The organism is Virgibacillus dokdonensis, from assembly GCF_900166595.1.
GTDB lineage: Bacteria > Bacillota > Bacilli > Bacillales > Amphibacillaceae > Virgibacillus > Virgibacillus dokdonensis.
On sequence record NZ_LT745763.1, the window covers coordinates 1,647,417 to 1,671,480 of the forward strand.

26 protein-coding genes and 2 pseudogenes are annotated in these 24,064 nt (G+C 33.2%); 24 read left to right on the top strand and 4 right to left on the bottom strand.

Annotated features, from left to right (window positions below; all coding sequences use genetic code 11):
- The first annotated feature begins 147 nt into the window (after window positions 1-147).
- Window positions 148-333, top strand: coding sequence for a hypothetical protein (locus B2C77_RS09175; protein ID WP_077703342.1), 186 nt, complete (start codon window positions 148-150; stop codon window positions 331-333).
- Between the two features lie 73 nt (window positions 334-406).
- Here the strand turns inward: B2C77_RS09175 and B2C77_RS22505 are convergent.
- Window positions 407-697: pseudogene (locus B2C77_RS22505) on the bottom strand (helix-turn-helix domain-containing protein); the annotation flags it as partial.
- A gap of 663 nt (window positions 698-1,360) precedes the next feature.
- On the opposite strand from B2C77_RS22505, the gene B2C77_RS21625 reads away from it, so the two are divergent.
- Window positions 1,361-1,525, top strand: a complete 165-nt coding sequence (locus tag B2C77_RS21625; RefSeq protein ID WP_162985790.1) for a hypothetical protein — start codon at window positions 1,361-1,363, stop codon at window positions 1,523-1,525.
- Between the two features lie 945 nt (window positions 1,526-2,470).
- Here B2C77_RS21625 and B2C77_RS21865 read toward each other — a convergent pair.
- Complete coding sequence (locus B2C77_RS21865) at window positions 2,471-2,719, bottom strand: hypothetical protein (protein WP_217697383.1); 249 nt, start codon at window positions 2,717-2,719, stop codon at window positions 2,471-2,473.
- Between the two features lie 1,216 nt (window positions 2,720-3,935).
- Between B2C77_RS21865 and B2C77_RS21400 the strand changes: the two genes are divergently transcribed.
- The 18 genes and pseudogenes from B2C77_RS21400 to B2C77_RS21640 all read left to right on the top strand — a co-directional run bounded on the left by B2C77_RS21400 (window position 3,936) and on the right by B2C77_RS21640 (window position 19,511).
- Window positions 3,936-4,124 (top strand): hypothetical protein, encoded by a 189-nt coding sequence (locus B2C77_RS21400; protein ID WP_141130709.1) that lies wholly within the window; start codon window positions 3,936-3,938, stop codon window positions 4,122-4,124.
- A gap of 477 nt (window positions 4,125-4,601) precedes the next feature.
- The gene (locus tag B2C77_RS21405) at window positions 4,602-4,934 is read left to right on the top strand and encodes a hypothetical protein (RefSeq protein ID WP_141130710.1); all 333 of its coding nucleotides are present in this window, start codon (window positions 4,602-4,604) and stop codon (window positions 4,932-4,934) included.
- 79 nt (window positions 4,935-5,013) lie between these two features.
- Window positions 5,014-7,578 carry a type I restriction-modification system subunit M gene (locus B2C77_RS09195; protein ID WP_077703344.1) on the top strand — a complete coding sequence of 855 codons (2,565 nt, stop codon included), beginning with the start codon at window positions 5,014-5,016 and terminating at the stop codon, window positions 7,576-7,578.
- Window positions 7,578-8,798, top strand: a complete 1,221-nt coding sequence (locus tag B2C77_RS09200) for a restriction endonuclease subunit S (protein WP_077703345.1) — start codon at window positions 7,578-7,580, stop codon at window positions 8,796-8,798. The genes B2C77_RS09195 and B2C77_RS09200 overlap by 1 nt, the downstream gene beginning before the upstream one ends.
- Before the next feature lie 15 nt (window positions 8,799-8,813).
- Window positions 8,814-11,897: a type I restriction endonuclease subunit R gene (locus B2C77_RS09205; protein ID WP_077703346.1), complete on the top strand. Its 3,084-nt coding sequence runs from the start codon at window positions 8,814-8,816 to the stop codon at window positions 11,895-11,897.
- 111 nt (window positions 11,898-12,008) lie between these two features.
- Window positions 12,009-12,179: a hypothetical protein gene (locus B2C77_RS21630; RefSeq protein WP_176087303.1), complete on the top strand. Its 171-nt coding sequence runs from the start codon at window positions 12,009-12,011 to the stop codon at window positions 12,177-12,179.
- A gap of 172 nt (window positions 12,180-12,351) precedes the next feature.
- Entirely contained in the window at window positions 12,352-12,489 is a 138-nt protein-coding gene (locus B2C77_RS22040) for a hypothetical protein (RefSeq protein ID WP_254843959.1), read from the top strand.
- On the top strand, window positions 12,486-12,956 hold the full coding sequence (mobL, locus tag B2C77_RS22045) for a relaxase MobL (protein ID WP_254843960.1): 471 nt from the start codon (window positions 12,486-12,488) through the stop codon (window positions 12,954-12,956). The genes B2C77_RS22040 and mobL (B2C77_RS22045) overlap by 4 nt, the downstream gene beginning before the upstream one ends.
- Window positions 12,957-12,985: 29 nt before the next feature.
- Window positions 12,986-13,084 (top strand): hypothetical protein, encoded by a 99-nt coding sequence (locus B2C77_RS22510; protein WP_367946640.1) that lies wholly within the window; start codon window positions 12,986-12,988, stop codon window positions 13,082-13,084.
- Window positions 13,085-13,095: 11 nt separating this feature from the next.
- Window positions 13,096-13,374: a relaxase MobL gene (gene mobL, locus B2C77_RS22050; protein ID WP_254843961.1), complete on the top strand. Its 279-nt coding sequence runs from the start codon at window positions 13,096-13,098 to the stop codon at window positions 13,372-13,374.
- A gap of 196 nt (window positions 13,375-13,570) precedes the next feature.
- The gene (locus B2C77_RS09215; RefSeq protein ID WP_438272961.1) at window positions 13,571-14,032 is read left to right on the top strand and encodes a restriction endonuclease; all 462 of its coding nucleotides are present in this window, start codon (window positions 13,571-13,573) and stop codon (window positions 14,030-14,032) included.
- A 62-nt stretch (window positions 14,033-14,094) separates the two neighbouring features.
- Entirely contained in the window at window positions 14,095-14,259 is a 165-nt protein-coding gene (locus tag B2C77_RS21635) for a hypothetical protein (protein ID WP_176087304.1), read from the top strand.
- Window positions 14,260-14,480: 221 nt separating this feature from the next.
- The gene (locus B2C77_RS22055; protein ID WP_254843962.1) at window positions 14,481-14,684 is read left to right on the top strand and encodes a hypothetical protein; all 204 of its coding nucleotides are present in this window, start codon (window positions 14,481-14,483) and stop codon (window positions 14,682-14,684) included.
- Window positions 14,685-14,944: 260 nt separating this feature from the next.
- Complete coding sequence (locus B2C77_RS09225) at window positions 14,945-15,583, top strand: pentapeptide repeat-containing protein (protein ID WP_077703347.1); 639 nt, start codon at window positions 14,945-14,947, stop codon at window positions 15,581-15,583.
- Window positions 15,584-15,686: 103 nt separating this feature from the next.
- Entirely contained in the window at window positions 15,687-16,319 is a 633-nt protein-coding gene (locus tag B2C77_RS09230; protein ID WP_077703348.1) for a CatA-like O-acetyltransferase, read from the top strand.
- A gap of 360 nt (window positions 16,320-16,679) precedes the next feature.
- Window positions 16,680-16,895: pseudogene (locus B2C77_RS09235) on the top strand (JAB domain-containing protein); the annotation flags it as partial.
- A 25-nt stretch (window positions 16,896-16,920) separates the two neighbouring features.
- Window positions 16,921-19,062: a type IA DNA topoisomerase gene (locus B2C77_RS09240; RefSeq protein WP_077703350.1), complete on the top strand. Its 2,142-nt coding sequence runs from the start codon at window positions 16,921-16,923 to the stop codon at window positions 19,060-19,062.
- A 260-nt stretch (window positions 19,063-19,322) separates the two neighbouring features.
- Window positions 19,323-19,511, top strand: coding sequence for a hypothetical protein (locus B2C77_RS21640; protein ID WP_077703351.1), 189 nt, complete (start codon window positions 19,323-19,325; stop codon window positions 19,509-19,511).
- A gap of 289 nt (window positions 19,512-19,800) precedes the next feature.
- Here the strand turns inward: B2C77_RS21640 and B2C77_RS09250 are convergent, their stop codons facing one another.
- Window positions 19,801-20,115 carry a hypothetical protein gene (locus B2C77_RS09250; protein WP_077703352.1) on the bottom strand — a complete coding sequence of 105 codons (315 nt, stop codon included), beginning with the start codon at window positions 20,113-20,115 and terminating at the stop codon, window positions 19,801-19,803.
- Window positions 20,116-20,132: 17 nt separating this feature from the next.
- On the bottom strand, window positions 20,133-21,395 hold the full coding sequence (locus tag B2C77_RS09255) for a Tle-like phospholipase domain-containing protein (protein ID WP_077703353.1): 1,263 nt from the start codon (window positions 21,393-21,395) through the stop codon (window positions 20,133-20,135).
- Window positions 21,396-21,496: 101 nt separating this feature from the next.
- On the opposite strand from B2C77_RS09255, the gene B2C77_RS09260 reads away from it, so the two are divergent.
- The 4 genes from B2C77_RS09260 to B2C77_RS09275 all read left to right on the top strand — a co-directional run bounded on the left by B2C77_RS09260 (window position 21,497) and on the right by B2C77_RS09275 (window position 24,059).
- Window positions 21,497-21,778: a hypothetical protein gene (locus B2C77_RS09260; RefSeq protein ID WP_077703354.1), complete on the top strand. Its 282-nt coding sequence runs from the start codon at window positions 21,497-21,499 to the stop codon at window positions 21,776-21,778.
- A gap of 392 nt (window positions 21,779-22,170) precedes the next feature.
- On the top strand, window positions 22,171-22,461 hold the full coding sequence (locus B2C77_RS09265) for a DUF1433 domain-containing protein (protein ID WP_176087305.1): 291 nt from the start codon (window positions 22,171-22,173) through the stop codon (window positions 22,459-22,461).
- Between the two features lie 780 nt (window positions 22,462-23,241).
- Complete coding sequence (locus tag B2C77_RS09270; protein ID WP_077703356.1) at window positions 23,242-23,616, top strand: HTTM domain-containing protein; 375 nt, start codon at window positions 23,242-23,244, stop codon at window positions 23,614-23,616.
- A complete protein-coding gene (locus tag B2C77_RS09275) occupies window positions 23,616-24,059 on the top strand; it encodes a thiol-disulfide oxidoreductase DCC family protein (protein ID WP_077703357.1) in 444 nt (147 codons plus the stop codon). Before B2C77_RS09270 ends, B2C77_RS09275 begins: the two co-directional genes overlap by 1 nt.
- The last annotated feature ends 5 nt before the right edge of the window (window positions 24,060-24,064 follow it).

Consider the following 24,064-nt stretch of genomic DNA (forward strand, 5'->3'; position numbering starts at 1 on the left):
CGTTCTTATTGTGATAACATGAAATTATAGAAAAGAAGCTTGTTTTATAAAATAAGAATATTAAATCCCCACACGCTATAAGTGGGATTTAATAGCTATATACGTCTTGTTCAATAGACTTTTGAAATCTTTGAGAGGGGTTTTTGGATGAAGGAAAGCAGCATAAAAAAAGGCATGCTATATGCAAAGAAAACTCTTGAAATGGAGAACTTAAAGGTAAGTGAAGAACAGACTAATTTAGTCAGAGAAAGCTTAAATGGAGAAATTTCTCACGATCAATTTATTAAAAAAGCTTTAGAGTTAGCAAATGAAAGTATAACCCAATCAAAATAATACTATGAAGGTGACAGATATGTTTTATTGAACCTCTCGTGACTTTGGTTATAAGGGGTTTAAAACTAGCTAGTTACAAAACCTCAAATACCGTTTCTATGTTTTTAGGAATATAATTCTTATTAATTTTCTGTGTTTGACAAACAGCATATTCCATAGCTTCTAACAAGGATTCAACAGCTTCCTTGCTAATTGGTTCCCCAGAAAAATTTAATCCATCAGCGTTTTGCAAATCCTCTTTAGTCTTTTCCATTTTTTTAGCAATATATCTCCCGTCTTTTTCGGTTAGTTCATTCCGATTATCATTTCTTTTGTCTGTCCTACCTAGTAAGTAGTCTACAGATACATCGTAGAAATCAGCTAAATTGTTTTAGTGTATCGTATCAGGTCGTCAAGTCCCTTGTTCATAATTCGCTAATTTACCTCTAGAAGCAGTTTAATATTGGATTATATTTTTTTGTTTTCTTAAATAAACAAGTCGTTTTTTTAACGTTTTTTCACCTTTAATTATCATTATAGGAAATAAAGTGTTTCTAGTCTATAAAGGACGCAAGATGTTTCTGTTGTTGGAGGTTGAAGCTAGTATACATCAAAAATAATGGATTGTAGAGGAGACAAATCTCGTCAAAAAGTATCTAAATGGTATTACACCATAAATGCTTGTCTCTATTGAAGAGGAGATAGAACCCCTTCTTTACATTTAGCGAAAAACATCGCTGCGTATTATGGTTTATCAATTGATGAAAATTTTTTTGAAAAAAAGCAAACGATTCGTTTCCTTGATCAAAAGCTATCTATTTACCTAATACCCAAATTTTGTTTTAAGTATTTAGGTTCTGTTGTCGAACCGAATTTACCGTGTGCTTAAAGGAAAAAAGCAAGATCAAATATTCAAAAATTGTATTAAAATATGTGCATTTATGAGATTACCCCAAACGGAGTTTTTAATGCAGAAAAGCAAGTAACTAAAAATGATAGGGCAGTCCATCTATTCATTTTGCATATGTTAAGAAGAGGGGGGGATTTCATGACGAAGCAAAATGAAAAGAAGCGTCCAAAGAGAAAAAGTCATTTAAAGCTTGGAAAGGAAACGTTTGGCGACATGCCAATGGAAGAATGTTTCCGAAAAGCATTTGAACCCTATTTCAATCCAGATAAAGCAAAGAGCACTTATTTAAGCAGGCTTGAATAAGCCTCCTTTTTTTCAGATGGACAAGTACATATCTACTTCACTGTTCATTATAAATCAAAAATTATACGAATAAAGCAAATATTTAACGAGGCGGTGTTTGAAAATGCAACATGTGCATTAATAAGAATACCTAGGAGTGTATACTGCCCCACTTTACCAAAAGATGAAACGTTTACAGGTTGGAGAAAGCCTTCAATGTGGTGAAGCATGTATTACGTATACAAAGTTCAATTTGTACGAACTTACGTCCTAGGAAAATTCATGGATGCTATTCCACTTTAGACAAGTGTTATAAAAGAGTGTGTGAGGTGTAACGAATGGGTGGAGGAAACATTAAAAGATATAGTTGTAAAGGCTATAAATTATGCTACAGGACAGGGATAAATTGAGCTTGGAATTTATTTGGCCTGCTTGCAAATCTTATATCTATGCCTGATTCCTGTGAAATTAAAAAACTGCTGAAAACCTAGCGACTTACATGAATAAATGCATCATGATTGGAATAGGTGGTCGAATTCAAACTCGCCGATTTAAAGGTAAAGACAAAAAACCGTTTTGTTACTGAAGTTTTAGTGGGAGTGTTCAATTCATAGAAAGCAAAATAAAAATTCAGAGCGCTTTAACATCCCACAACTAAGCCAAATCACAACAGAAAGTTTCATCAAAATGATTTTAATCCCCTCTTAAGGAAGAATACAACCTACCGATAAATTACAGCAATTTAATTTAATTGAATTATTTACAAAGATGGGGAAATAGACATACATATGAAGATGAGGTTATTTATCCAAAATTGAATATCTCACGAGCCAAATATTATCAAATGAAGAAAAAGGCATTGGAAGAGCATTGTTTGGTCATGAATTTTGATTGAGCAATCCATAAATTCTAAGAATGCACTTTAAATCTAGCTTGAACTAGACAATGTAAGAAGCAAACTGTTTCTTAATTTCTTAATATTTCCAATGGGTGGTTTGAACTGATTTTAAATTTTATAAAGACAATTTGGTTCGTTTCATTAGGACTATAATAGGTATACTTCTTTTGCAAGGTATAAGTTGGTTGTTGCATACCGACTTTGTTACCAATTTTTTTATTTCTGATTTGAGTGATAGTCTCTAATGATTTTTGATATAACTCTGGATTATAAGGTTCTTTTTTCTTTAAAAAGTGATAAATTGCAGTTAACAACATTCGTGCAAGCGGTTTCGGATTTTAGGATATTTTTCACTTTTGGCTATAGCAGTTTGCACACTGTACCAAAAGGGCTTGATATAAACACCAGTTTTTGAAACCCGTACTAGTTTTTTCTTGCCAGCACGTTCATATTCGTAGGTGTTAGTCCTGCTCAGGAACATAAAAGCTTAACTGTAGGAAACACATCCATATTAACGCCTATTTCGGAAACCAAGAAACCACGGCAATGGCTGAAAAGATGTTCTTAAAAAACGGAACAGTTAGATTAAATTAATTTCTTCTCTACAGGGCTCGACAAGAGAAAGTATCAACCATACTACTAATCGGTATCAGTTCATTCTTTCTACTGAGAAGAAAAAAGTTTAATAGATAAAAGGAGAGTTTCAAACTAGCTCTCCTTTTATCATGATATGCACTTTTCTATAAGTTATATTTGATTAATCAAATATATAGTAGATTTCCATAGCTACAATGTTATAATATCCCTAAGTGTATAAGGCTTTCATGGTTGGTGGCTCACCCCTTTAATAAGAAAGGGGGTGAGTTTATGACAGTATTTGAAACGTTAATGTTTTCCGTCGCTCTTTCTTCACTTATTGTTGCGGTGCTATCGTTTCATCAAAAAAAATAACCACCCATAGCGCCTTAGCAAGCATGTGGAAGTGGTTATTTTATCCTTTTTACATTGTGAGCTGCACCCTTGAAGGGCTATACACTATACCGTTTGGTGTCACAGCACCAGACGGTCTTTTTTATTGTATGTCTTTCTATCTATAATTATACCTGATTTTGACACAAAATGAAAACTTTTTGGATAAATACTTTTCGTGTACTTTTTTTGTACGATTTTAGCTATAATCCGTATTACGTTATTAGTATCAAACAAATGTTCATATACGTTGTAGGAAGCGCTCCATGTGTGAGATGGAGCGCTTTTTCTTTGTATAAAAATAAGGAGGGATAAAACTGCTGTATACTGGCTAAAACAAAATTAAAACTGGTCGCTATAAAAAAATATAGATCAAAGAATAGAACTAGATTCATTTCCTCATCCTGATAACTATGTATCTTTAGGCCAACTTAATTCGAAACAACTGTTTAAGAACAGGGAAGGGAACAGAAAAGAAAGTTAAGCGGTGATTTTTTAAGTATGTATAAACCTTGAAGTGGAATAATATGTTATGATAAAACTAGTTTATATGAGAACAGTTTTATGAATAAAAGAGGTGTTATGATGGATCGAATAGCACTTACTATATCGCTTATTCTATCTGTTATTGTAACCTTTTTAAATGTTAATGCTGACGATTATGTGGACGCCACATTTATGGGGATTATTTCTTTGCTTGTGCTAATAGAATTAATAAAATCAACGAAAAGCAAAGGTGATACTTCAGTTTAATAAATTGCATTTTTTTTCTAATGACGATGCTTCACAATAATTTCTCGTAAGTATATAGCTTCATTCGAGCAACACAGCAAAAAACATGTAGAAAACAAGATGCTTCCGAGTGAAATGTAATAGAAGGAAACCTGAGGCATGTGTTCGATTTTATTTCAAGTACGCCTTCGTCAAAAATGTAAAACAACTATTTCACTTTCATCTTCTATATAATTTTCAAACCAAAGAGAAAATGATACGTTGGGTTGCTGGATATTCACAGCCCTTATGTTTTAAAAAAAGTAAAAATATAAAATACTAATCTATAATATTTCTATTATTGGGGGGAAAGTATGTGAAAGTATTAAACTTAGAAGATAAAATTTCATCTAAGCAAAAAGGATATATAACAGAAAGTAGAGTTGCAGAGGCCCACAAGGACAATTAACATGCTATACCCCAGATTCGGATGATGACGGAATTGATATCATTGTAAATTTGAAACGTGCGTTTAGACCTGTTTATGTGCAAGTGAAGAGCCGATTCATATTAAATAAAAACAAGCACTTTGTTCAGAATGTAGGATTACACACTTTCAAGAGTCATCCGTCATTTTACATTATTTTTATGTATTTTACTCCTGATGATTTAGAAGTGGCTAAAGTATGGTTAATACCATCAGAGAAATTTGAAGAATTAGCGTATCCTATATCTGAAGGTAAATCCTATCGTTTTAGCGCTAATCCTAAATCCGACATTGATAAATGGGCACAATTTAAAGTGAACAAAGCATCTTTAGGTGAAGAGCTGCTGAGAATTTGTCCAAACTAATAATGCTGTAGGAAGAATCATTGCTTTTATAGAAAGGTCAAAATCATACTAGTTAACATGCAAAAAGGAGAATGCATCAATGATTACATCAGAGGAAATAAAGAAAAGGCTTTGGGATGGTGCCAATGAATTAAGAGGTTCTATGGATGCCAGCCGATACAAAGATTATATGTTAGGCTTAATGTTTTATAAGTTTTTAAGTGATAAAACATTAGACACATTTAAAAAGAGCAGCGGTATGAAGCAAAGTGACGAGAAAGAAATCGTACAAGCCTATCACGAAGCGTATGAACAATACGGTGAACAATTGATAACGATGATTCGAGATGTACTTGGTTATTACGTATTACCTGATAATTTATATCAAACTTGGATAGAAGATATACAGGCAGGAGAATTTGAAGTTCAAAAAGTAACGGATAGTTTAAATAGCTTTGAACGAACGGTAGCTGTGACTGGTGATGCGGATGACTTTAAAGGGATATTTTCAAATTCGACAATTGACTTTACAGACACTGCTTTGGGTAGTAATTTGAATGAACGTAGCAAAAATATAAAATCGCTTATTTTGCTTTTTGCTGACTTAAATATGGTTGCCTTACAAAAAGGAGATGTCTTAGGTGATGCGTATGAATATCTCATTGGACAATTTGCAATGGAGTCAGGAAAAAAAGCGGGGGAATTCTACACGCCCCACCAAGTAAGCGAAGTAATGGCGCAAATTGTAGCTAAAACATCAGGGATTGAGTCCATTTATGATCCTACTGTTGGGTCGGGTTCCCTATTATTAACTGTTAGGAAACAATTGAATGAAGATGCACAGAAAAGTTTAATTTATTACGGTCAAGAAAAAAATACTGCAACATATAACTTAACCCGAATGAACTTATTACTACATGGTGTGCGTCCTGATAGAATGACCATTCGAAATGGCGATACGTTAGCAGAAGATTGGCCTGAAGACCCACAGCGACCAAATGAAGGTGTGCAGTTTGATGCGGTTGTGATGAATCCACCTTATTCCGCAAAAAACTGGAATAAATCAGACTTAAAAGTAAGTGATCCACGATTTGAAATTGCTGGAGTGTTACCTCCAGATTCGAAAGGAGACTATGCATTCCTTTTACATGGACTATTTCATCTAGGACAGCATGGTACGATGGCAATTGTTTTACCTCATGGCGTATTATTCAGAGGTGGAACAGAAGGTGAAATTCGTAAACGTTTAGTAGATAAAAATTATATTGATACAATTATCGGATTACCAGATAAATTGTTTACAAATACAGGCATTCCAGTTACTGTAATCATCTTAAAAAAGAATCGAAACATCGGTGATCCAGTGTTAATTATTGATGCGTCAAAAGATTTTATGAAACTAGGAAAGCAGAACGTCTTACAAGAAAAAGATATTGCAAAAATTGCCGATACGTATACAGAGCGTAGAGAAGAAAAAGGTTATAGCCATTTAGCAACAAGAGAAGAAATCATAAAAAATGAATATAACTTAAACATTCCACGTTATATTGAATCAATTGCAGACGATGTCCCTCAAGATGTTGATGCGCATTTATTTGGTGGCATACCACGTTCAAATATAGCAGAATTAAACGTTTTAACATCAACAGTTCCTAACATTTTGGAACAATCTTTGAAAGAAATTCGTAATGGCTATTTCGTCTTATCAAGTTCGATCGATGAGATGACGGAGAATATATTAAAAGATCCTTATGTCATAGAGAAATCAAATGAAATGGAAGTTAAAATAACAGCTTACATGAATAAGTATTGGGAACTACTTAAAAATATAGATAATGTAAATCAAATAACAGATTTGAAAAATGAAATGCTTATCGAAATTAAAAACATTCTATCCGAATTTAATCATGTTAATATCTATGATGGGTATCAGATTATTGCGGAAATTTGGCAACACACATTGACAGATGATACTGAAATTATTGCATCTAATGGTTTTTATACATCAGGTCGTACACGTGTCCCGCGTATGGTAACAAAAGGAACAGGAAAGAAAAAACGTCTAGAGCAAGATGGTTGGATGGGAAGCATTGTGCCTAATGCCTTAATTACAAAGCATTTATATAGGGATGAGTTAGCAGCAATTGAAGCTAAGAAAATGAGATTACAAGAAATTGAAACAGAATTAGCTGACTTAGTAGAAGCTACCAAAGTAGAAGATAGTGAAGAAGAACTAGCATTAGGGGAAACGTTAAATGAAAAAGAAGATGCATTTCTTGTTGGAGCTGTTAGAGCGGAAATAAAAAAAGTAAAAAAGGATACAACAGAGTATGCATTATTAAAAAATGTAGAGTCATTGTTAAACGAAAAAGCAACGTTAAATACAAAAGTGAAGAAATTAGAAAAAGAATTAAAAGAAGCAACAGAAGAACGTATCTTAACATTAACAAATGCTGAAATTGATATGTTAATGTATGAAAAATGGTTTGGGAATGTTGTGGATAAAATGGTGATTCTAATTGAAAATCCTTTAAAAGAGGAGCTACATATACTTGAAATGTTGCAGGAACGTTATTCTGAGACGTTATCTACAATAGAAGAAAAAAGTGAACAATTAGAAAAACAACTTGAAGCAATGATGCATGAATTGATGGTGAATGAGTGATGGAGCAAAAAAAACGAGTGCCCAAAAGAAGATTTAATGGGTTTGTAGATGAGTGGAAAACAATAAATTGGAGAGATGCAGTAGAAATATCCACAAATATGGTAAATCCTAGGAAGAGTGACTACGCTGATTTATATCATATAGGTCCAGGAAATATAGAATCTTTTACGGGAAGATTGTTAAATAATATTATAAAGGTGAAAGACAGTAATTTAATTAGCGGTAAGTTTCATTTTTTTAAAAATGACATAATTTATGGGAAAATAAATCCGCAATTAGCCAAATACACAATGGCAAAATCAGAAGGGCTGGCTAGTGCCGATGCATACATTTTAAACGGAAAAAATGGAATTGAACAACAATTTCTTTACTATATCATACAAACTAATGATTTTTATAAATACACTGTATCTGTATCATCTAGAACAGGAATGCCTAAAGTAAATCGTGAAGAACTAAATGTTTATAATTTCAATGTACCTGAGAGAAAAGAACAGCAAAAAATAGGTGATTTCTTCAAAAAACTTGATGATATGATCACTATCCAACAACGTAAGTTAGAAAAAACAAAAGCGTTAAAATCTGCCTATCTTGCTGAAATGTTTCCTGCTGAAGGCGAGCGATTGCCAAAAAGAAGATTTGCAGGATTTACTGATGAATGGGAAAAGTGGAAGTTGGGAAATTTGGCAGAGATTGTTAGGGGAGCATCCCCAAGACCAATTCAAGAACCAAAATGGTTTGATAAGAAATCTAATATTGGGTGGTTACGAATTTCTGACGTAACTGAACAAAACGGTCGAATTAATTATTTGGAACAACGCTTATCAAAATTAGGTCAAGAAAAAACTCGTGTTTTAAATGAACCACATTTGTTATTGAGTATTGCAGCAACCGTAGGAAAGCCAGTTGTTAATTATGTGAAAACAGGAGTACATGATGGATTCTTAATTTTTATGAATCCAAAATTTGACCGTGAGTTTATGTTTCAATGGTTAGAGATGTTTCGACCAATGTGGAATAAATATGGACAACCTGGGAGTCAGATTAATCTTAATTCTGAAATAGTAAAGGGACAAATAATTGTTGTGCCAAACCTAGAAGAACAAAAAAAAATAGGAGCATTCTTCAAAAGTATTGACACCATGATCACGAATCACCACCGTAAATTAGAAAAGTTACAAGCGTTAAAACAAGCATATCTACATGAGATGTTTGTGTAAAAGGGAGTGAACTCGATGAGCAATGCACCGAAAAACGCTACTGAGAAGACGTTTCAAGAAAGTTTTATTAAGAGACTACAGAAGTATAAATGGGAAGCGCCTGAGGAACTGAATGGAAATAAACAAAAGGTAACCGTTCAACATTTAATTAACCATTGGCGTAGTGAGTTAAATCGTATCAATGTGGACCAATTAGAAGGTGTTCCACTAACAGATAATGAGTTTGGTCAAGTGATGACAAAAGTTAACCAAATCGCTAATAGTTTTGAAGCAGCAAAACTATTAGCGATGGAGGGATCAAAAGGCAAGATTGATGGGATTTATCGTGATAATCACCCTGATGTGACGAGAAAACAAATTACATTAACTATTTTTAAAAAGGCGGAAGTACGTGGTGGGGATTCAAGTTATCGTATTGCCAGAGAAGTAGAGTCAGAGAATGGTAATCGTTTTGATATCACTTTGCTTATTAATGGATTGCCTTTAATCAATATTGAGCAAAAGCGTACAGATAAAACATTAGACGAAGCTTTTCGACAATTTAAAAGGTATTACCAAGATGGAGAGTATACATATAACTTCATGGCATTTTCGCAAATGATGGTGATTACATCAGAAATTGCCACACGCTATTTTGCGACACCTAAAACGGTGCACGATTTTAACCCAAGTTTTGTTTTCCATTGGGCAGATAAAAACAATCGACCCGTTAATAATTGGGAAGAAGTCATTAGCCAATTTCTAATGATTCCCATGGCGCACCAAATGGTTGGAGATTATCTAGTCATTGATGAAGCGCGTGAAGAAGAGAATAGACGTCATATGCTGATGCGTTCGTATCAAGTTCATGCATTACAAGCAGTTGAAGCTGCTGCTTTTGGTTGGGATAATAAAGATAGAATCCCACATGGAGGATTTGTTTGGCATACGACAGGTTCTGGAAAAACGATTACAAGTTTTAAAACAGCTCTATTCTTATCAACTCGTGTAGGATTCGATAAGGTCGTTTTTCTCGTTGATAGAAAAGAATTGGATAACCGCACAAGTGAAAATTTTAAAGCGTACGCAGCATACGAGTCCGTTTCAGTTGATGATACAAAACACACGTATCAACTAAGGAAAAAGTTAACATCAGTCAATAATGGAATTGTCGTTACAACAACATTTAAACTAAATACTTTAGTTAAAGAATTAGAAGAAGCGCAAGATAATAATTTAGCCGAGAAACGAATGGTTTTTATTATCGACGAAGCCCATCGGACGACAATGGGACAAATGATGGGAACAATCAAGCGATATTTTAAGAAAAATAGTTTGTTTTTTGGTTATACTGGAACACCCTTGTTTGATGAAAATAAAGTAAAAGGAAAAATCAATGAAAAAAGTGAAGTTATTAATACAACGGAGAAGTTATTTGGACCATTATTACATCAATATACCATTGATGAAGCAATTGCTGATAAGAACGTATTAGGTTTTCATGTCGATTATATTAACACAGGTGAATTTGAAAGCTATGATAGTTTAAGAGAACAAATCATATCTGAGATGAAAGAAGAGCAACCTGATGTAGTTGAAAGAGAAGTCGAGCGACTTGTATACAGCTGGTCTGAATTAGAAGTTGAAAAACAGGCAAAACAAAGAAATATCCTTAATTATCATGATGAAACGCATATTCCACGTGTTGTCGAAGAAATATTGAGTAATTGGGAATCTCAATCACAAGGTAGAAAGTTTAATGCAATTTTAACCGTTGCTTATAAGAAACGAGTCATTGCTTATTATCATGAATTCAAGAAACAGATGAAAAAAAAGGGAAAATCATTGAATGTGGCGATGACGTTTAGTTTCGGTAATGAAGATGATCCTGAGCCGCTAGATCCACTTATTGTAGAAGAAATGTTTAAAGATTATGCTGCATTTACTGGAATCGAATTTGTCGCAGGAGATAAAAAGCATGGTGAAGAAGCTTACTTTGAAGATGTTGTAGTGAGAGCGACACGTGGTGGTAGTGGACGTCATCCAAAAAATATCGACCTTGTCATAGTAGCAGATCAACTCTTGACAGGCTATGATTCAAAGCGTTTAAATACACTGTATGTTGATCGTTCACTCGAATTACAAGGCTTAATTCAAGCGTACTCGAGAACGAATCGTGTATATGGCTGGAACAAAGAATTTGGCTCTATTATAAATTTTCAGTACCCTAGAATAACTGAAGAAATCGTAAATCAAGCATTGAGGTTATATGGAAGTGGCGGAAAGAGTAGTAAAGCAATTGTAGAACCATATCAAACAGCAGTGGAAAAACTAGCACTAAACATAAGTGAAATGATTCCAACTCTACCTGACCCAACGAGTTGGCAAACAATTATACACGATGAAGAGAAGAAAGAAGCATTTATTCTTGCTTATAAAGATGCGGCTGAGCAACTTCATTTAGTTCAACAGTATTATGAATATAAATGGGATGACGTTGCTTTTGGACTTGATGAGCATACGTGGATGCGCTATGTAGGCGCATATAAAAATATTACGTGGGAACCGGGGAAAGCAGCGCCTTCTACACCTGGAAATGTGCTAGTTGGAAAAACGAAATTAGCAGGTACACAAGTAATTGATGCAAGCCATATACTAAATTTAATTGGTTCCAAGACCACCTCATCTAACGGAAAGCAGACGGTAGATACGGAAACATTACGAATTATTTACCAGCAAATTGAAGAGCTAAGTAATATGGGGGATCATGAACAGGCGGAATTATTAAAAGAATTTGTGATGGAAGAACTTGAGCCTGGTAACATATCAAGTGAGATCAACTTTGACGAAGCATTTGAAAATTGGAAAAACGATAAAAAGAGAAGTGATATATACAAAATCGCACAAGATTGGGGGTTAAATTCGACGATTTTTGAAAAGTCAGTAGAGGCATATTCAAGCACAAGCCCTAATGACATTCCTTTTATTGATGATTTAATGGATAGCTTAGACTTTGATTCAGCAAAAAATAAAATAGCCAATAATCAATTACAACATAATTTAGCTTTAACACCATTTCTTTATAAAGTCATTCCAAAAATAAAATCGAAATATAATTAAATATTATGGGTGATTAAATTCGGTATTCAGTAGTCTATAAGTAGTAGAAAATAATAGTTCATAATAAAACCTTAAAGAAGAGTTCACAAAGTTCGGTGTAAGGAGATGAACATGAAAATAAGAAATAGAAAAGATACTTATGTTATATTGATGTCTACATTAGGTATTTTATTAAGTGTTATTATTCCACAGTTAGATTTACCATCTTATATAATATATCCATCATTAATAACTGGTATAGCTATCATGGTTTTAGGAATACCAGCAATGTTTATAAGATAATTAAAATGAATGAAAGGAGATTTCTACACTAAAGTGTGGAAGTCTTTTTTTGAGGTGATTATTTGTCCAGTCCAGGTATTGTTTTAGTCAGTAAATTTGTGATGGCCGAATCCAAAGAGTATCAAGATTATATTAAAATATCGATAGAGATGAAGCGAAAGTAAAACAGCAATTGAACTTTAAGCGTGATCATGAGGATGACTTTCAGATATTTCACCACTATATGGAATACATGGGGGAGGAAGAAAAGCAAGGAGAACTGTTTACGCAGCATCATAATATATTAGATGATAAACAAAAAAAGAAATGAAGCAACAGTTTCAACTGGGTCAGAAAAAAGGCTCCCCTATGTGGCAGGATGTCCTTTCGTTTGATAATGCTTTTTTAGAAGAACAAGGTTTATATAATTCGAAAACAAAACAGTTAGATGAACGGCGCATGAAGAATATTGTCAGAGGTGCAGTAAAGGAAATGCTCCAGGCCGAAAAGATGAATGATACAACTGTTTGGGCAGCTGCCATTCATCATAATACTGATAATATTCACGTGCATATTGCAATGATTGAGCCGAAGCCAACGAGAGAAACTGTGCGCTTTTATGATGAAGAAAATGATATGTGGATAGAACAGTTTCGTGGCAACAGAAAGCAAAGTTCTTTAAACAAAATGAAATCCAAGGTTGCCAACCAAATGTTAGATCGTAGTAAAGAATACAATCGAATCGATGCGTTAATTCGTGGTGCTGTTCATTCTAAAAAAGAACAGCTAATGCACTAGCAACCTTTAAACGCCCAAAGAAATTGTACATGCAAGCATTGACTCATTTGCCAAAAGATTTACGGCAATGGAGGTATGGCTATGAGTCTGTTAATGATGCAAGGCCATACATTGATGAGATGGTTTAATTTATTTAGAAATGAATCATGCAACAGAAATGCAGGAATTGAACCAACTATTAGATGAGCAAGTGGAAATTTCTAAACGATTATACGGAGAAGATAGCAAGCATGAAGCATATAAACAGACAAAAATAAACGATTTAAAAAAGCGCATGGGAAATGCTGTTTTAACAGAAATGAGAGAACAGATAAAAGAAGATCGTGCTAAGCGTTTTTATCAAAAAAAGCAAGGTCGTCCATATTCTAATTTTACGTATGTCCCGCATGCTTGGGAACAAATATTAACTATTCTTTGATGAGGTTAAACAACAGTCTAAGGAAAACTTATCATGACTATAAACGTGAACGAAACATTGAAGAATTTGACAGAATGATGGAACAAAAATAACTAAGGGGGAAACAACATGTTGGAATGGTTTCAGCAAAATGAACTACTTGCTATAATGATGGTTTTTTTGTATTTTAACTATACTTGCTGTAAAGTGTAGTTCATTGTTCTATAAACAGTTTTTAAAGTGGAAAGTAACAAAGCGAATGGCGCAGTTAGGAATAAAAGATATTGATCGTATGGATGGATTTCAATTTGAAGCGTATCTCAAAGTATTGTTTAAAAAGTTGGGTTATTGTCCTTTAGTTACGCAAGAATCTGGAGATTATGGGGCGGATGTCATTTTACAAGGGAAGAATAAAGTTGTCATACAAGCAAAACGATACGGCTATAAGAATCGTGTTAGTATGGATGCTGTAAGAGAAGTGTATGCAGCACAAGCGTTTTATCAAGCAGATGAGGCTTGGGTAATTACCAATTCTTTTTATACAAAGCAGGCAAAAGAGCTTGCTAAAGCGTGTGGAGTAAAACTATTGAATAGATACGAACTAGAACAGTTTATTATCAAGATTAATCCTGAACAATCTCCAAAGGAAGTACTAAGAAAAAAAGCGTTTATTAAATAAAGCAAATCATAAAAGATAAATATAAATGCCTCGAAATGGTTTCGTAAAAAAATGGGAAAGGAATGGTTGGAGTGAGAAACAAAGAACAGAGTATTTTAGATTATTTTGGAGTGGCTAGTCATAAGGAATTACTGGAGTTTATGCAAGAGCATCCAGAAGATAAAGATGTTCTTATGTTAAAGGAACTGCTTATTCGTATAGAGTACGGTGGTAATACGGATGAATAACAACTAATAAACTTTTTAAGATTAAATTAGAGCAAATTTTTCATTCGTTAAAGGAGACAAATTAAGATGACTAGAAAGAGTAAAACAATTGCCATAATTCAACTATCAAAAGAAAAGTCCTAGAACAAGAATATGGATTGAAAGGACTATTTTAGAGATAGCATTGAAAAAAAGAGAGAATTAATTTTAATCCTGTTGCACAAAAAGACATCAGAACTAGGGTGGAGACCTTAATAGGGGTGCAAATAAGTGAAGTATCTCCAAGCAAACCAAGTAAAAAACGCCGTTCAGAGGATGTATTAATAAAGAACTTAAAAAACCGTATTAAAGTCATTAGAAGAAGAAAACGAACATTTAAAGAACAAGTTCATTTGGGAGTTTATGAGACATGGCAAACTGTTTTAGCGTTATTGTATGTCTTATAACTATTATTTCGTCGAATTAGTGTAAACTTTCGCTATGGGTATGTGTTAAAATAAACTTAAGAAATATAATTTACGAGATCTATTTTCAACAAAAGGTATTTATAGAATTCAAAACAATTTCAGTTAAGGTATGCTTCTTGATCTCTATATATCAGAAAATACATAGAAGTCAAGTCTTGAAATAGAACGCTAGTTCCTTTATATTTGTATCCAGACATCTTTTAAATGAATTAAATACCTTGAAAGCAGGTGAGTATACAGTGAAAATTGACACACCCAAGATACCTGAAGATCTAAGAGACAGGAGATTTACAGATATTTTTTATGAAGAAGATCCGGAATTTGAAATGTGTATGGTTACGGATTCTAATTTTTCCAACGAAGCACTGGATCGAGTGCGACTATATAAAACAGTGATTAGGAATTGTAATTTCACAAATACGGATTTTAACCGAATTGATCTTACCGATGTGGTTTTTGAGAATTGTGATTTATCTAATGCTGATTTGAGTCATGCATCCATGAATCGAGTTGAGTTTCTTAATTGTAAGTTGCTAGGCAGCAACCTAACAGAGTCTTATATCGGTAATACAAGATTTAGGGAATCAATTCTTAATATGGTTACGTTCGGTAGCTCAAAACTTGAAAAGGTGATTTTTGATGATGTTGCGTTAGAAAGCGCTGACCTTTATAAGTGTAAGCTTAAAAAAGTAGAATTTCTTTCATGCAATCTTAATGGCGCGAGTTTTGAAGAGACACCATTAAAAGGAATTGATATAAGTTCATCCAATTTTGATTCTTTAACTGTTTCAATAGAGAACTTAAAAGGATGTATAGTATCATCCTCTCAAGCGATACAATTTGCTTTGTTATTAGGACTAAAAATTCGACAGCATTGATACCGGTTAACCCATTTAACTTCGTACTTTTGATTTTAATGCTAATATCAACAATGCATTGATATTACAATAATTAAATATATTAAATGAAAGGTTGGAATAGATGACAACTTATCAAGTCATTGATTTAGAAAGTTTTCCAAGAAGAAACTATTATGATTATTTTATGGCGATAGATACAATGTTTGAAATGACAGTAAAAATAGATGTTACCCAAGCAGTTAAAAAATGCAAAGACGAATCTATAAGTTTTTATGCTTACTCTATTTTTAATTTAACTAGATCGGTTAACGAAATTCCGAATTTGAGGTATGCCCACATAGATAAGCAATTAGTAGAATGGCAAGAATTAGTGCCAACGTTTACGGCTTTTAATCAAGAAACTAAGTTATTTTATAGTTTATGGTTGGAAGGATTAACGGATTATAAATCTGTTAACCGTGAGTACAGAAAGCTTATAAAATACTATGCAAATACAACAGATATCGCACCAATGGGAGATGCTCCCCCCAACGTGATGAATATTTCATCAATTCCTTGGATGCATTTTGAACATTTTTCATCTCATTCAGGAGCTATCAAAAATAATTTAACACCAATGATTACCAGTGGAAAGTACGAAAAAGTTGGTTCACAGTTGTTAATGCCAGTGAATATTAAGGTTCATCACGCAACAGTAGATGGTTACCATGTGACGTTATTTTTTGAAATACTGCAACGTGAAATGAACCGTTAACTTTTAGGAGAAAGGGATGTAGAGCAAGCGTAAGAGGTGTACTCTTGCTCTAATCGTTTTTATAATATACTTCTTGAACCTTCTAGCAGAATATTAAAAAGCATTTAATTTCAAGCTAGAACTATTCAACTAAAGGGTGCGATTGTAGCAGACTAAAAGCCTAATTCCTCGATAAAATATAAAACAGGAGTTAGGTTTTTTATTTATGGTATATTTTTATTGGCTGTAGTCAATTGTCTTCTAACAATTATATTGTATTTTTCTGTTTAATTTAATGCGTTAAATATATGTTCTTAGAGTAAAAGTATTGATGTTAAAGTATTTTTAGTATTTTACTCCTGATGAGCTCCTGAACCAAGTCCTGAAGATAAACAAATTACCAAAGGTCTGAAAGAGGTATTGGAAAAACTGAATATACAGTTTTTAGATCATTTTATTGTCGGAAAAGAAAGTGTTTATTCATTTGCAAAATATATTCCTGAATATGTATGTAGAAATGAAGATTATAGCAGTTTTGTTCAAAAACAGGCTAAGATAAAAAGAGGTAAACAAATGGCATTTGAGCTGGAATTATGAGTGAGAAAGAGGGAGAAATATCTAAATGGGAAACATACTAATCTTAGCCGAAAAACCAAGTCAAGGAAAAGCTTATGGCAATGTGTTTCAAAATGTAAGCAAACGAGACGGGTATCTGGAAGTGCAAGATAGTCGTTTTTTTAATGGAGAAAAAGCATATATTACTTGGGGATTTGGTCACTTAGTGGAGCTTGTGCCTCCTGAAGCATATAATCAGAGTTGGAAGAAATGGGATTTGAATAAGTTGCCTATTATGCCTGAGGCGTTTCAGTTTCAAGTAGCTAAAGATAAGCAGAAACAATTTCAAGTGGTGAAGCGTTTATGCAACCAAGTGAAAGGAATTATTATCGCTACAGATAGTGACAGGGAAGGAGAAAATATTGCAAGAAGTATTTTGCAACAAGCTGGTGCAAACCATAAACCGATAAAACGATTGTGGATCAATTCTTTGGAAGTCGAAGAGATTGAAAAAGGATTGCAACGCTTACAAGATGGCAATAACTACATTGCTTTGTATAAAGAAGCACAAACAAGACAGTATAGTGATTGGTTAGTTGGCATGAATGCTTCTCGTTTATACACGTTGCTTTTACAAAAGAAAGGGTTACAAGGGGTATTTAGTGTTGGGCGCGTACAAACACCAACGCTCTATTTGATTTATAAACGTCAAGAAGAAATTGCAAACTTTACGTCCCAGCCATTTTTTGAGCTCGCAGGAAATTTGACGGTGCATGAGCAAAGCTTTGAAGCTAAACATAATCAGCGCTATGATACCAAACAAAAAGCGATGGATATTTTACAGTCCCATGGTATTCAAGAAGGTGAGCAGGATGGGAAAGTAAAAGAACTAGAAAAGGCACAAAAGAAAACGAGAGCTCCGAAGCTGCACTCTTTATCTACGTTACAAACAAAGATGAACAAACAACGGAAGTATAGTCCATCTATGGTACTGGAGATTGTTCAAGGCTTGTATGAAAAGAAATTGGTCACTTATCCTCGAACGGACTGTCACTTTATTACAGAGAATGAATTTATTTATGTGAAGCAAAACTTGACTGCCTATCAAGAGTCTTTAGGTATTTCTTTTTCTGTGAAGTATCCAGCAGCAAGAAAAGCGTACGTGGATAGCTCGAAGGTACAAGAGCACTACGCCATCATTCCAACCAAACAAGTTCCACAGCTGGAACGTTTGACAGAAAAAGAAAGGGATGTGTATCGAGAAATTTTAGCAACAACCTTGGCCATGTTTGCACCCGATTATGAATATGAAGAAACAAAAGTAATCATTGATGTGCAAGGGTTAAGCTTTTATAAAACTGGGAAAGTAGAAACGAATCGAGGATGGAAGGTGTTATTTCCACAGGAGAAGCAACAGAAGCAAAAGGAACAACCTGCGCAGCTTCCTGCCATGAAGCAAGGAGATGCTTGCATGGTCGATGTATTTATAAAAGAAGGAAAAACGCAACCTCCTAAACCGTATACGGAGGGTAATTTAATTCAGGTGATGAAACATGCGGGAAAGGACGTTGAGGATGAAGAAGCAAAGCATATTTTAAAACAAAAGGAAGGCATTGGAACAGAGGCTACTAGGGCAAGTATTATTGAAACGTTAAAACACCAGCAGTATATTGAAATAAAGAAAAATGTGGTGTACGTAACATCAAAAGGGAAAATCCTTTGCCAAGCTGTAGATGGGACATTACTAGCTAGTCCAGAAATGACAGCAAAATGGGAAACTTATCTAGCGAAAATAGGGAGAAAGGAAGGATCTCAAGATAAATTTGTAGCTAATATAAAGAAATTCGTTACTTATTTATTGGAACAAGCACCTAATCAATTAGCAACGCTAAAAGGTGAAATCAACCAGGTATCAGAGCAATCCTATGTTGGCGATTGTCCCATGTGTCAAACCGGTAAACTGCAAGATAAGGGGAAATTTTACGGATGTAGTGGCTACCAAGAGGGATGTACATTTAGCCTGCCTAAAACAATATTAACGAAGAAGTTGCCGCAAACAGCTGTTCAATCTCTTTTAAAAGGAAAGCGAACGAATTTGATTAAGGGATTTAAAAGTAAGAAAAGGAAGAAGTTTGATGCGTATTTAATGTTGGATTTAGGAGGGAAAATAACCTTTGAATTCCCGAAGAGGAACAGGGGGAAATCGTAGTTTTCTATTTTTTGTGAAATTAGAGCTGTAACTTAAATTTAGATTTAACTACAGCTCATTGTATACTAATGGATCCAATTGTTATTTATTTAATCTAGTAATCTCTGAGTAGTTGAATTTAATTTTAATTAAATGATCATAAATTATAGTTTGGATTAATTTATAATACACTCTATCTGAAAATTCGAACGTAAATTTATAATGTACAAAAAATACCTTTATACATTATAATCCCGACTAAAAATAAAACAAGGGCTATCATGCCGTATGCAGAAAAAATCATATTCATAACAGTACCTATCCCATCTTTCCAGGAATCTGTATCTTTAAGGGAAAGCGTAAATAAAAAAGCTAAAAATGCTATAGGGATAGAAACAATTGTAGAAGGAATAACGGACTTTAAAAAATGTTTAATAGAGTATGACTCTAGTTCATCTATTTTTATTTGAATGTAAGAGTAAATGGTTTTCTAATTTAGAATCGCTTAATTTATATCTGTTTTTCCATTCTAAAAAAATTTGTTGGCTTTTAATAAATTGAGCATTTTTTCTTTTGTATTTTGTTTCCTTTTTAATGTCTTTTACCAACTCTTTAATAATTGTGTCAATGTTAATAATGTGTAACCCTCCTGATACCAGTTAAATATGACAGACCAAGTATATAATTGTATATATTTTCTGTGCTTTTGTTCAAAGCTTTTTCTTTTCAATGAATGGATTCACTTATTAAGATTGATTCCTACCAAAACCATTGTTTAAGTTGAATATTTTCATAGTTTTCCTTGTAAATACGATTCATTTCTTTGAGTTGAGTTATATTATCTATAAAGCGTTCCATTAAGGCGTGATTTGCTTTTCCGTCAAAATATTGGTTGATTTTGCTTAAAATAACCTGATGTTTTTGTAAAAGTGACAAAACAGCGTAACTGTGCTCTAATTGCATCTTTGTAATGTCCACATTTTCTTCTAAGTTCTGTTTAATTTGCTTCTCTAACGCTTCTTTCTGTGCTTTAGTTTCTAGGTAATCTTTCCACCAATCACTTCTACTACTCATTGTTTCACCATCCCTTATTAACGTATATGTAGCCATTGAGCAAGTATTTGATCGATTTGTTTAAAATTTTTACTCATTTTAACCATATGGTAAGCTATTTCTCCTGTATCATTTTGATTCTTTCGAAGCTTTTCCAAAAGATGTTCAAACTCATTTATATCGATCAAAGAAGGAATTCCATCTGTTCCAATATTTGTTAATTCACGAAATATTTCATCCACATGAGAGGTATTTAATTTATCGTAGTTTCCTAAACCAACTATGTTTCTATATGTATTTCTTAATTGTTTCATTGAATCTAGATGATCGTCCAGTAATCGAATTAGCGCAGCTCTTGTAGTTGCAATTAGTTCTTCGCTTTCCTCCATTTCCATGGCTAATTGATGCATAAGCTCTGTTTGAATACGGATATGAAAGTCATGAACGCCCCTATTTTTCAATTCCAGTGGCGAGGATTGTAACTGCCCTTTAATTTTTTCACCATATAATAAGTGGGGAAGGAAATATCCTTCTTCATTATACATATCCTCACTTACGTAGTTCTTGATACGATGTGTCTTAAGAGTTTTTCCGTTGTTCACTGCTGGATCACCGACATAATATACAGAACCAACAGAGTGCTCGTAAAACGTTCCCACGAAGTCGTCATGGTATGTGTAAGAAATAATATTATCTTTAAATTCCCCATTTAAAGCCCGTTCTTGATCTTCTTTGGATAACAGATCAAACACGTCAGCTGAAGCAAACGTAACCGCGTTTGAGTCATGTTTGACAGCGAAATATTGGGCAAGACCTCCCCCTAAAGAATGTCCGGTAAAAACGATATTGTTTGCACCATGCTTTTTAACATATTTTTCAACAATGGGCGCAGCTTCTGTAAATTGGTTTTTATTTGTATACGTGAGGGTTTTATCTTTGGAGTTAAGTTTTGCCTTCCCCGTTGTTAAAGCAGCGTCTTGAGATGGGGTTCCTAAATAAGGTGTTTTTCCATGTTCTTTTTTGGTATAATCGTAATCACCAAGAATAATTCCATGAAGATCCTCTTCATAATCTTTAAGAGAATCTGGCTCTGTGCCCCTGAAACTGATAACGATTTCATTTGTGGCGGGGTTTTTGAGCACATAACCGTCTAATCCAGTATCAGCGCTTTTAATGGTTTCGATAGGATACCAAGAAGTTTTTACGTCATCACTTATCTTTATTTTTATTTGTAGAACGTCATCTTGATATGTATTTTCAGATATAGTAGCAGCCTCTAAATCTTTAATGTGATTATTCAATTTATCCTGCCCCTTATTATTTTAATTAGATGAGGTGAACCGCTTTGAAAATATTTAATATTGTTTTAATTATATTTATTATACTATTAGGAGGTTGTAATGTGAACTCTAGTCAAAAAACTTATGATGATGAAACATCAGAAAAAGCAAAGTCAATTGTTAAGAGTTATTTAATCAATAATTATCATGGCGTCGAAGATATTGAATTAGGTGAGCTATATCAATCGCCTATGGGAAGTATGACAGTTGATGGTAAAGTTAATGGTAATGAAGAATTTTCTATAACCTTTACTGATAAATTAAAGGTTAGAAGTCTTGTGGTAAAAAGCAAGAATTTTCCGGAAGAAAAAGAGCAATGTAAAGAAAAAGACTGTAATTATTGAAATCTACCCAAAATGCTATAAAATCTTGCTGTTGATAGTTGCTTGGAAACATATGTAGTTTTTACAGATTACTCTAAAACGTGAAGGAAAGGTTTGCGACTATTAGAAGAAGATATGATACATATAAAATAAAACTCCTAGTATATTATTGATATAAGGTCATCTGTTCTATCTCTCAAAAGCTTTGAGCAATGCATTTTTTTGTTCCAAGCTTTTTTATTTTTAATTTGTTGAAATAAGGTAGATAACTCGAGTTATCAAGAATCACTCTGGCTTTTGCTGTAATAATTAACCATTTTTTGTTATTAGTTAATTTGTTAGGAAGTGATACGATGAAAAAACTTTTCATTTCAACAATTTTTATTATCACTACACTATTAGGAGGTTGTGTTGTGAACTCAAATAAAGAAACCTTGGATGAAAATACCATTCGAAAAGCAAAAAATACAGCGGAAAGTTACCTTAAAAACAACTATAAAAATATTGATAAAATAGAGTTTAGTGATAATTATAGTAGTCCAATGGCAGGATTTATGATCAGAGGCATAGTTAATAATAACAAAGAAGCGAACTTTTCCATTGATATGGATGTTAACAACAACTTTGAAATTGGGAGTGTTGGAACAGGCGAAAAATTTCCAGATATGAAAGAAGAGTGTAAAGATGAAGATTGTGACTATTAAGATAGCAAAACAATGATCAAGGATATAATAATTATACTTTTTGAATACGAATTCTATACGAAAATCAATGATTTACATGGTAAGGTAATAATATAGGTTATCCCCCTAAAAAAGCTTTGAGCAAGTTTTTATATGAAACAGTCCCTTTTTCTAAAAGAAATGATAAAAATTATGAAAGAAAGATAGAATATAATAAAACCTTTGATTGGACAGAAATTAGTGACGTTTCTCAAATGTATTAAGGAAGTGTAATAGCAATGAATGCTGAAAGAGTAATTGACTATTTTTCTAAAGAAAGATTTACTATAGGGACGAGTATCTTACGAATTATTTTTGGTATTATTATCTTATACAACTACGTGATATTATATAGCCAACGCCATTTACTTTTCACCAATAATGGTTATGCTACATTTGGAAATAGTGGAGTATCCCTTTATGATATCTCCAATTCAACAATGTACTTTGATGTAGTTTACAACGTTGGGATAGTAGTTGCTATTTTATATACCTTAGGAGTAAAGGGAAGGTTAAGCAGTATATTAAATTTTATCTTTTATTATTCTCTATATATCCGTTTTAACCATATTGGAGATGGTGGAGACAATTTAATGATAATCGCATTGTTTTTCTTGATATTTACTGATTGTACAAAGTACTTTTCTTTCGAACAGAACATTAAGAATAGAAAGTCAAAACACCCAAATTTGAAAAATCTAACCTTCATTTTGCATGAATTTTCAGTGTTTTTTTATAGTTGCTCAAGTTATAATAGTTTATATGGTTTCGGCAACTTATCAGTTAATGGGCGAAACTTGGTTATCAGGGACGGCTTTATATTATATTTCGCAAGTTCAAACAATGTCCTCTCCTATTTTTGAAAAACTAGCTACAGGCTCCCTTGTTTATTTAGGAGTAATACTTACTTATGCAAGTATTTTCGTAAAATACGCATTTGCATTCATGATATTTAATAATAAAACAAAAATATTTATTGTTTCTTGTATTTGTATGTTTCATATAGGGATTGGAATCAGTATACAGTTATATACTTTCTCTCTAATTATGATTGCCGTTGAAGCATTGCTATTTACAAATGAAGAATACTATTCGTTTTATAACAAACTCCAAAAAACAGGCATTAAGATCAAATAATGGTTGCTTACTTATACAAACGATTTTTCAAAAGGCATCTACAGAACTATAAGCTTATCGTATTTTATGACGGATGGTGTGTACTGTGCTTAACTACTGTATCAAATTTACAACGACTTGACTGGTTTGGCTTAATTACATATGTTGATTTTAGAGATAACAGTAACATTAAAAATGAGAGCCTTAATTTAAATGAATTAGAAAAACGTATGCATAGTCTAAAGGTTAAGAATAGCAAGATACAAAATGGAGTAGATTCTTTTACAGAACTTACTAAGAGAATTATTCCACTATGGTTTTTAACTCCTATTCTTTACTTATCAAAATGGCTAGGAATTGGTAATGTGATTTATGATTTCATAGCCAAAAGAAGGAATTTAGTACCAGTAAATAAGTGTATAAATAATGTGTGTTTGAGAGAAGACACAAAGGTAGGTGACTAGAAACT

Bases quoted from the DNA above. Each gene is read 5' to 3' on its own strand.
- B2C77_RS22510 (WP_367946640.1), top strand. From the start codon at position 12,986: ATGCAAGCATTGACTCATTTGCCAAAAGATTTACGGCAATGGAGGTAT.
- mobL (WP_254843961.1), top strand. From the start codon at position 13,096: ATGAATCATGCAACAGAAATGCAGGAATTGAACCAACTATTAGATGAG.
- B2C77_RS09195 (WP_077703344.1), top strand. From the start codon at position 5,014: ATGATTACATCAGAGGAAATAAAGAAAAGGCTTTGGGATGGTGCCAAT.
- B2C77_RS09240 (WP_077703350.1), top strand. From the start codon at position 16,921: ATGGGAAACATACTAATCTTAGCCGAAAAACCAAGTCAAGGAAAAGCT.
- B2C77_RS21400 (WP_141130709.1), top strand. From the start codon at position 3,936: ATGAATAAAAGAGGTGTTATGATGGATCGAATAGCACTTACTATATCG.
- B2C77_RS09250 (WP_077703352.1), bottom strand. From the start codon at position 20,115: ATGAGTAGTAGAAGTGATTGGTGGAAAGATTACCTAGAAACTAAAGCA.
- B2C77_RS21630 (WP_176087303.1), top strand. From the start codon at position 12,009: ATGAAAATAAGAAATAGAAAAGATACTTATGTTATATTGATGTCTACA.
- B2C77_RS09205 (WP_077703346.1), top strand. From the start codon at position 8,814: ATGAGCAATGCACCGAAAAACGCTACTGAGAAGACGTTTCAAGAAAGT.
- B2C77_RS21865 (WP_217697383.1), bottom strand. From the start codon at position 2,719: ATGTTGTTAACTGCAATTTATCACTTTTTAAAGAAAAAAGAACCTTAT.
- B2C77_RS21640 (WP_077703351.1), top strand. From the start codon at position 19,323: ATGCCGTATGCAGAAAAAATCATATTCATAACAGTACCTATCCCATCT.
- B2C77_RS21625 (WP_162985790.1), top strand. From the start codon at position 1,361: ATGACGAAGCAAAATGAAAAGAAGCGTCCAAAGAGAAAAAGTCATTTA.
- B2C77_RS21635 (WP_176087304.1), top strand. From the start codon at position 14,095: ATGGTTGGAGTGAGAAACAAAGAACAGAGTATTTTAGATTATTTTGGA.
- B2C77_RS09175 (WP_077703342.1), top strand. From the start codon at position 148: ATGAAGGAAAGCAGCATAAAAAAAGGCATGCTATATGCAAAGAAAACT.
- mobL (WP_254843960.1), top strand. From the start codon at position 12,486: ATGAAGCAACAGTTTCAACTGGGTCAGAAAAAAGGCTCCCCTATGTGG.
- B2C77_RS09275 (WP_077703357.1), top strand. From the start codon at position 23,616: ATGGTTGCTTACTTATACAAACGATTTTTCAAAAGGCATCTACAGAAC.
- B2C77_RS09200 (WP_077703345.1), top strand. From the start codon at position 7,578: ATGGAGCAAAAAAAACGAGTGCCCAAAAGAAGATTTAATGGGTTTGTA.
- B2C77_RS09270 (WP_077703356.1), top strand. From the start codon at position 23,242: ATGGTTTCGGCAACTTATCAGTTAATGGGCGAAACTTGGTTATCAGGG.
- B2C77_RS09230 (WP_077703348.1), top strand. From the start codon at position 15,687: ATGACAACTTATCAAGTCATTGATTTAGAAAGTTTTCCAAGAAGAAAC.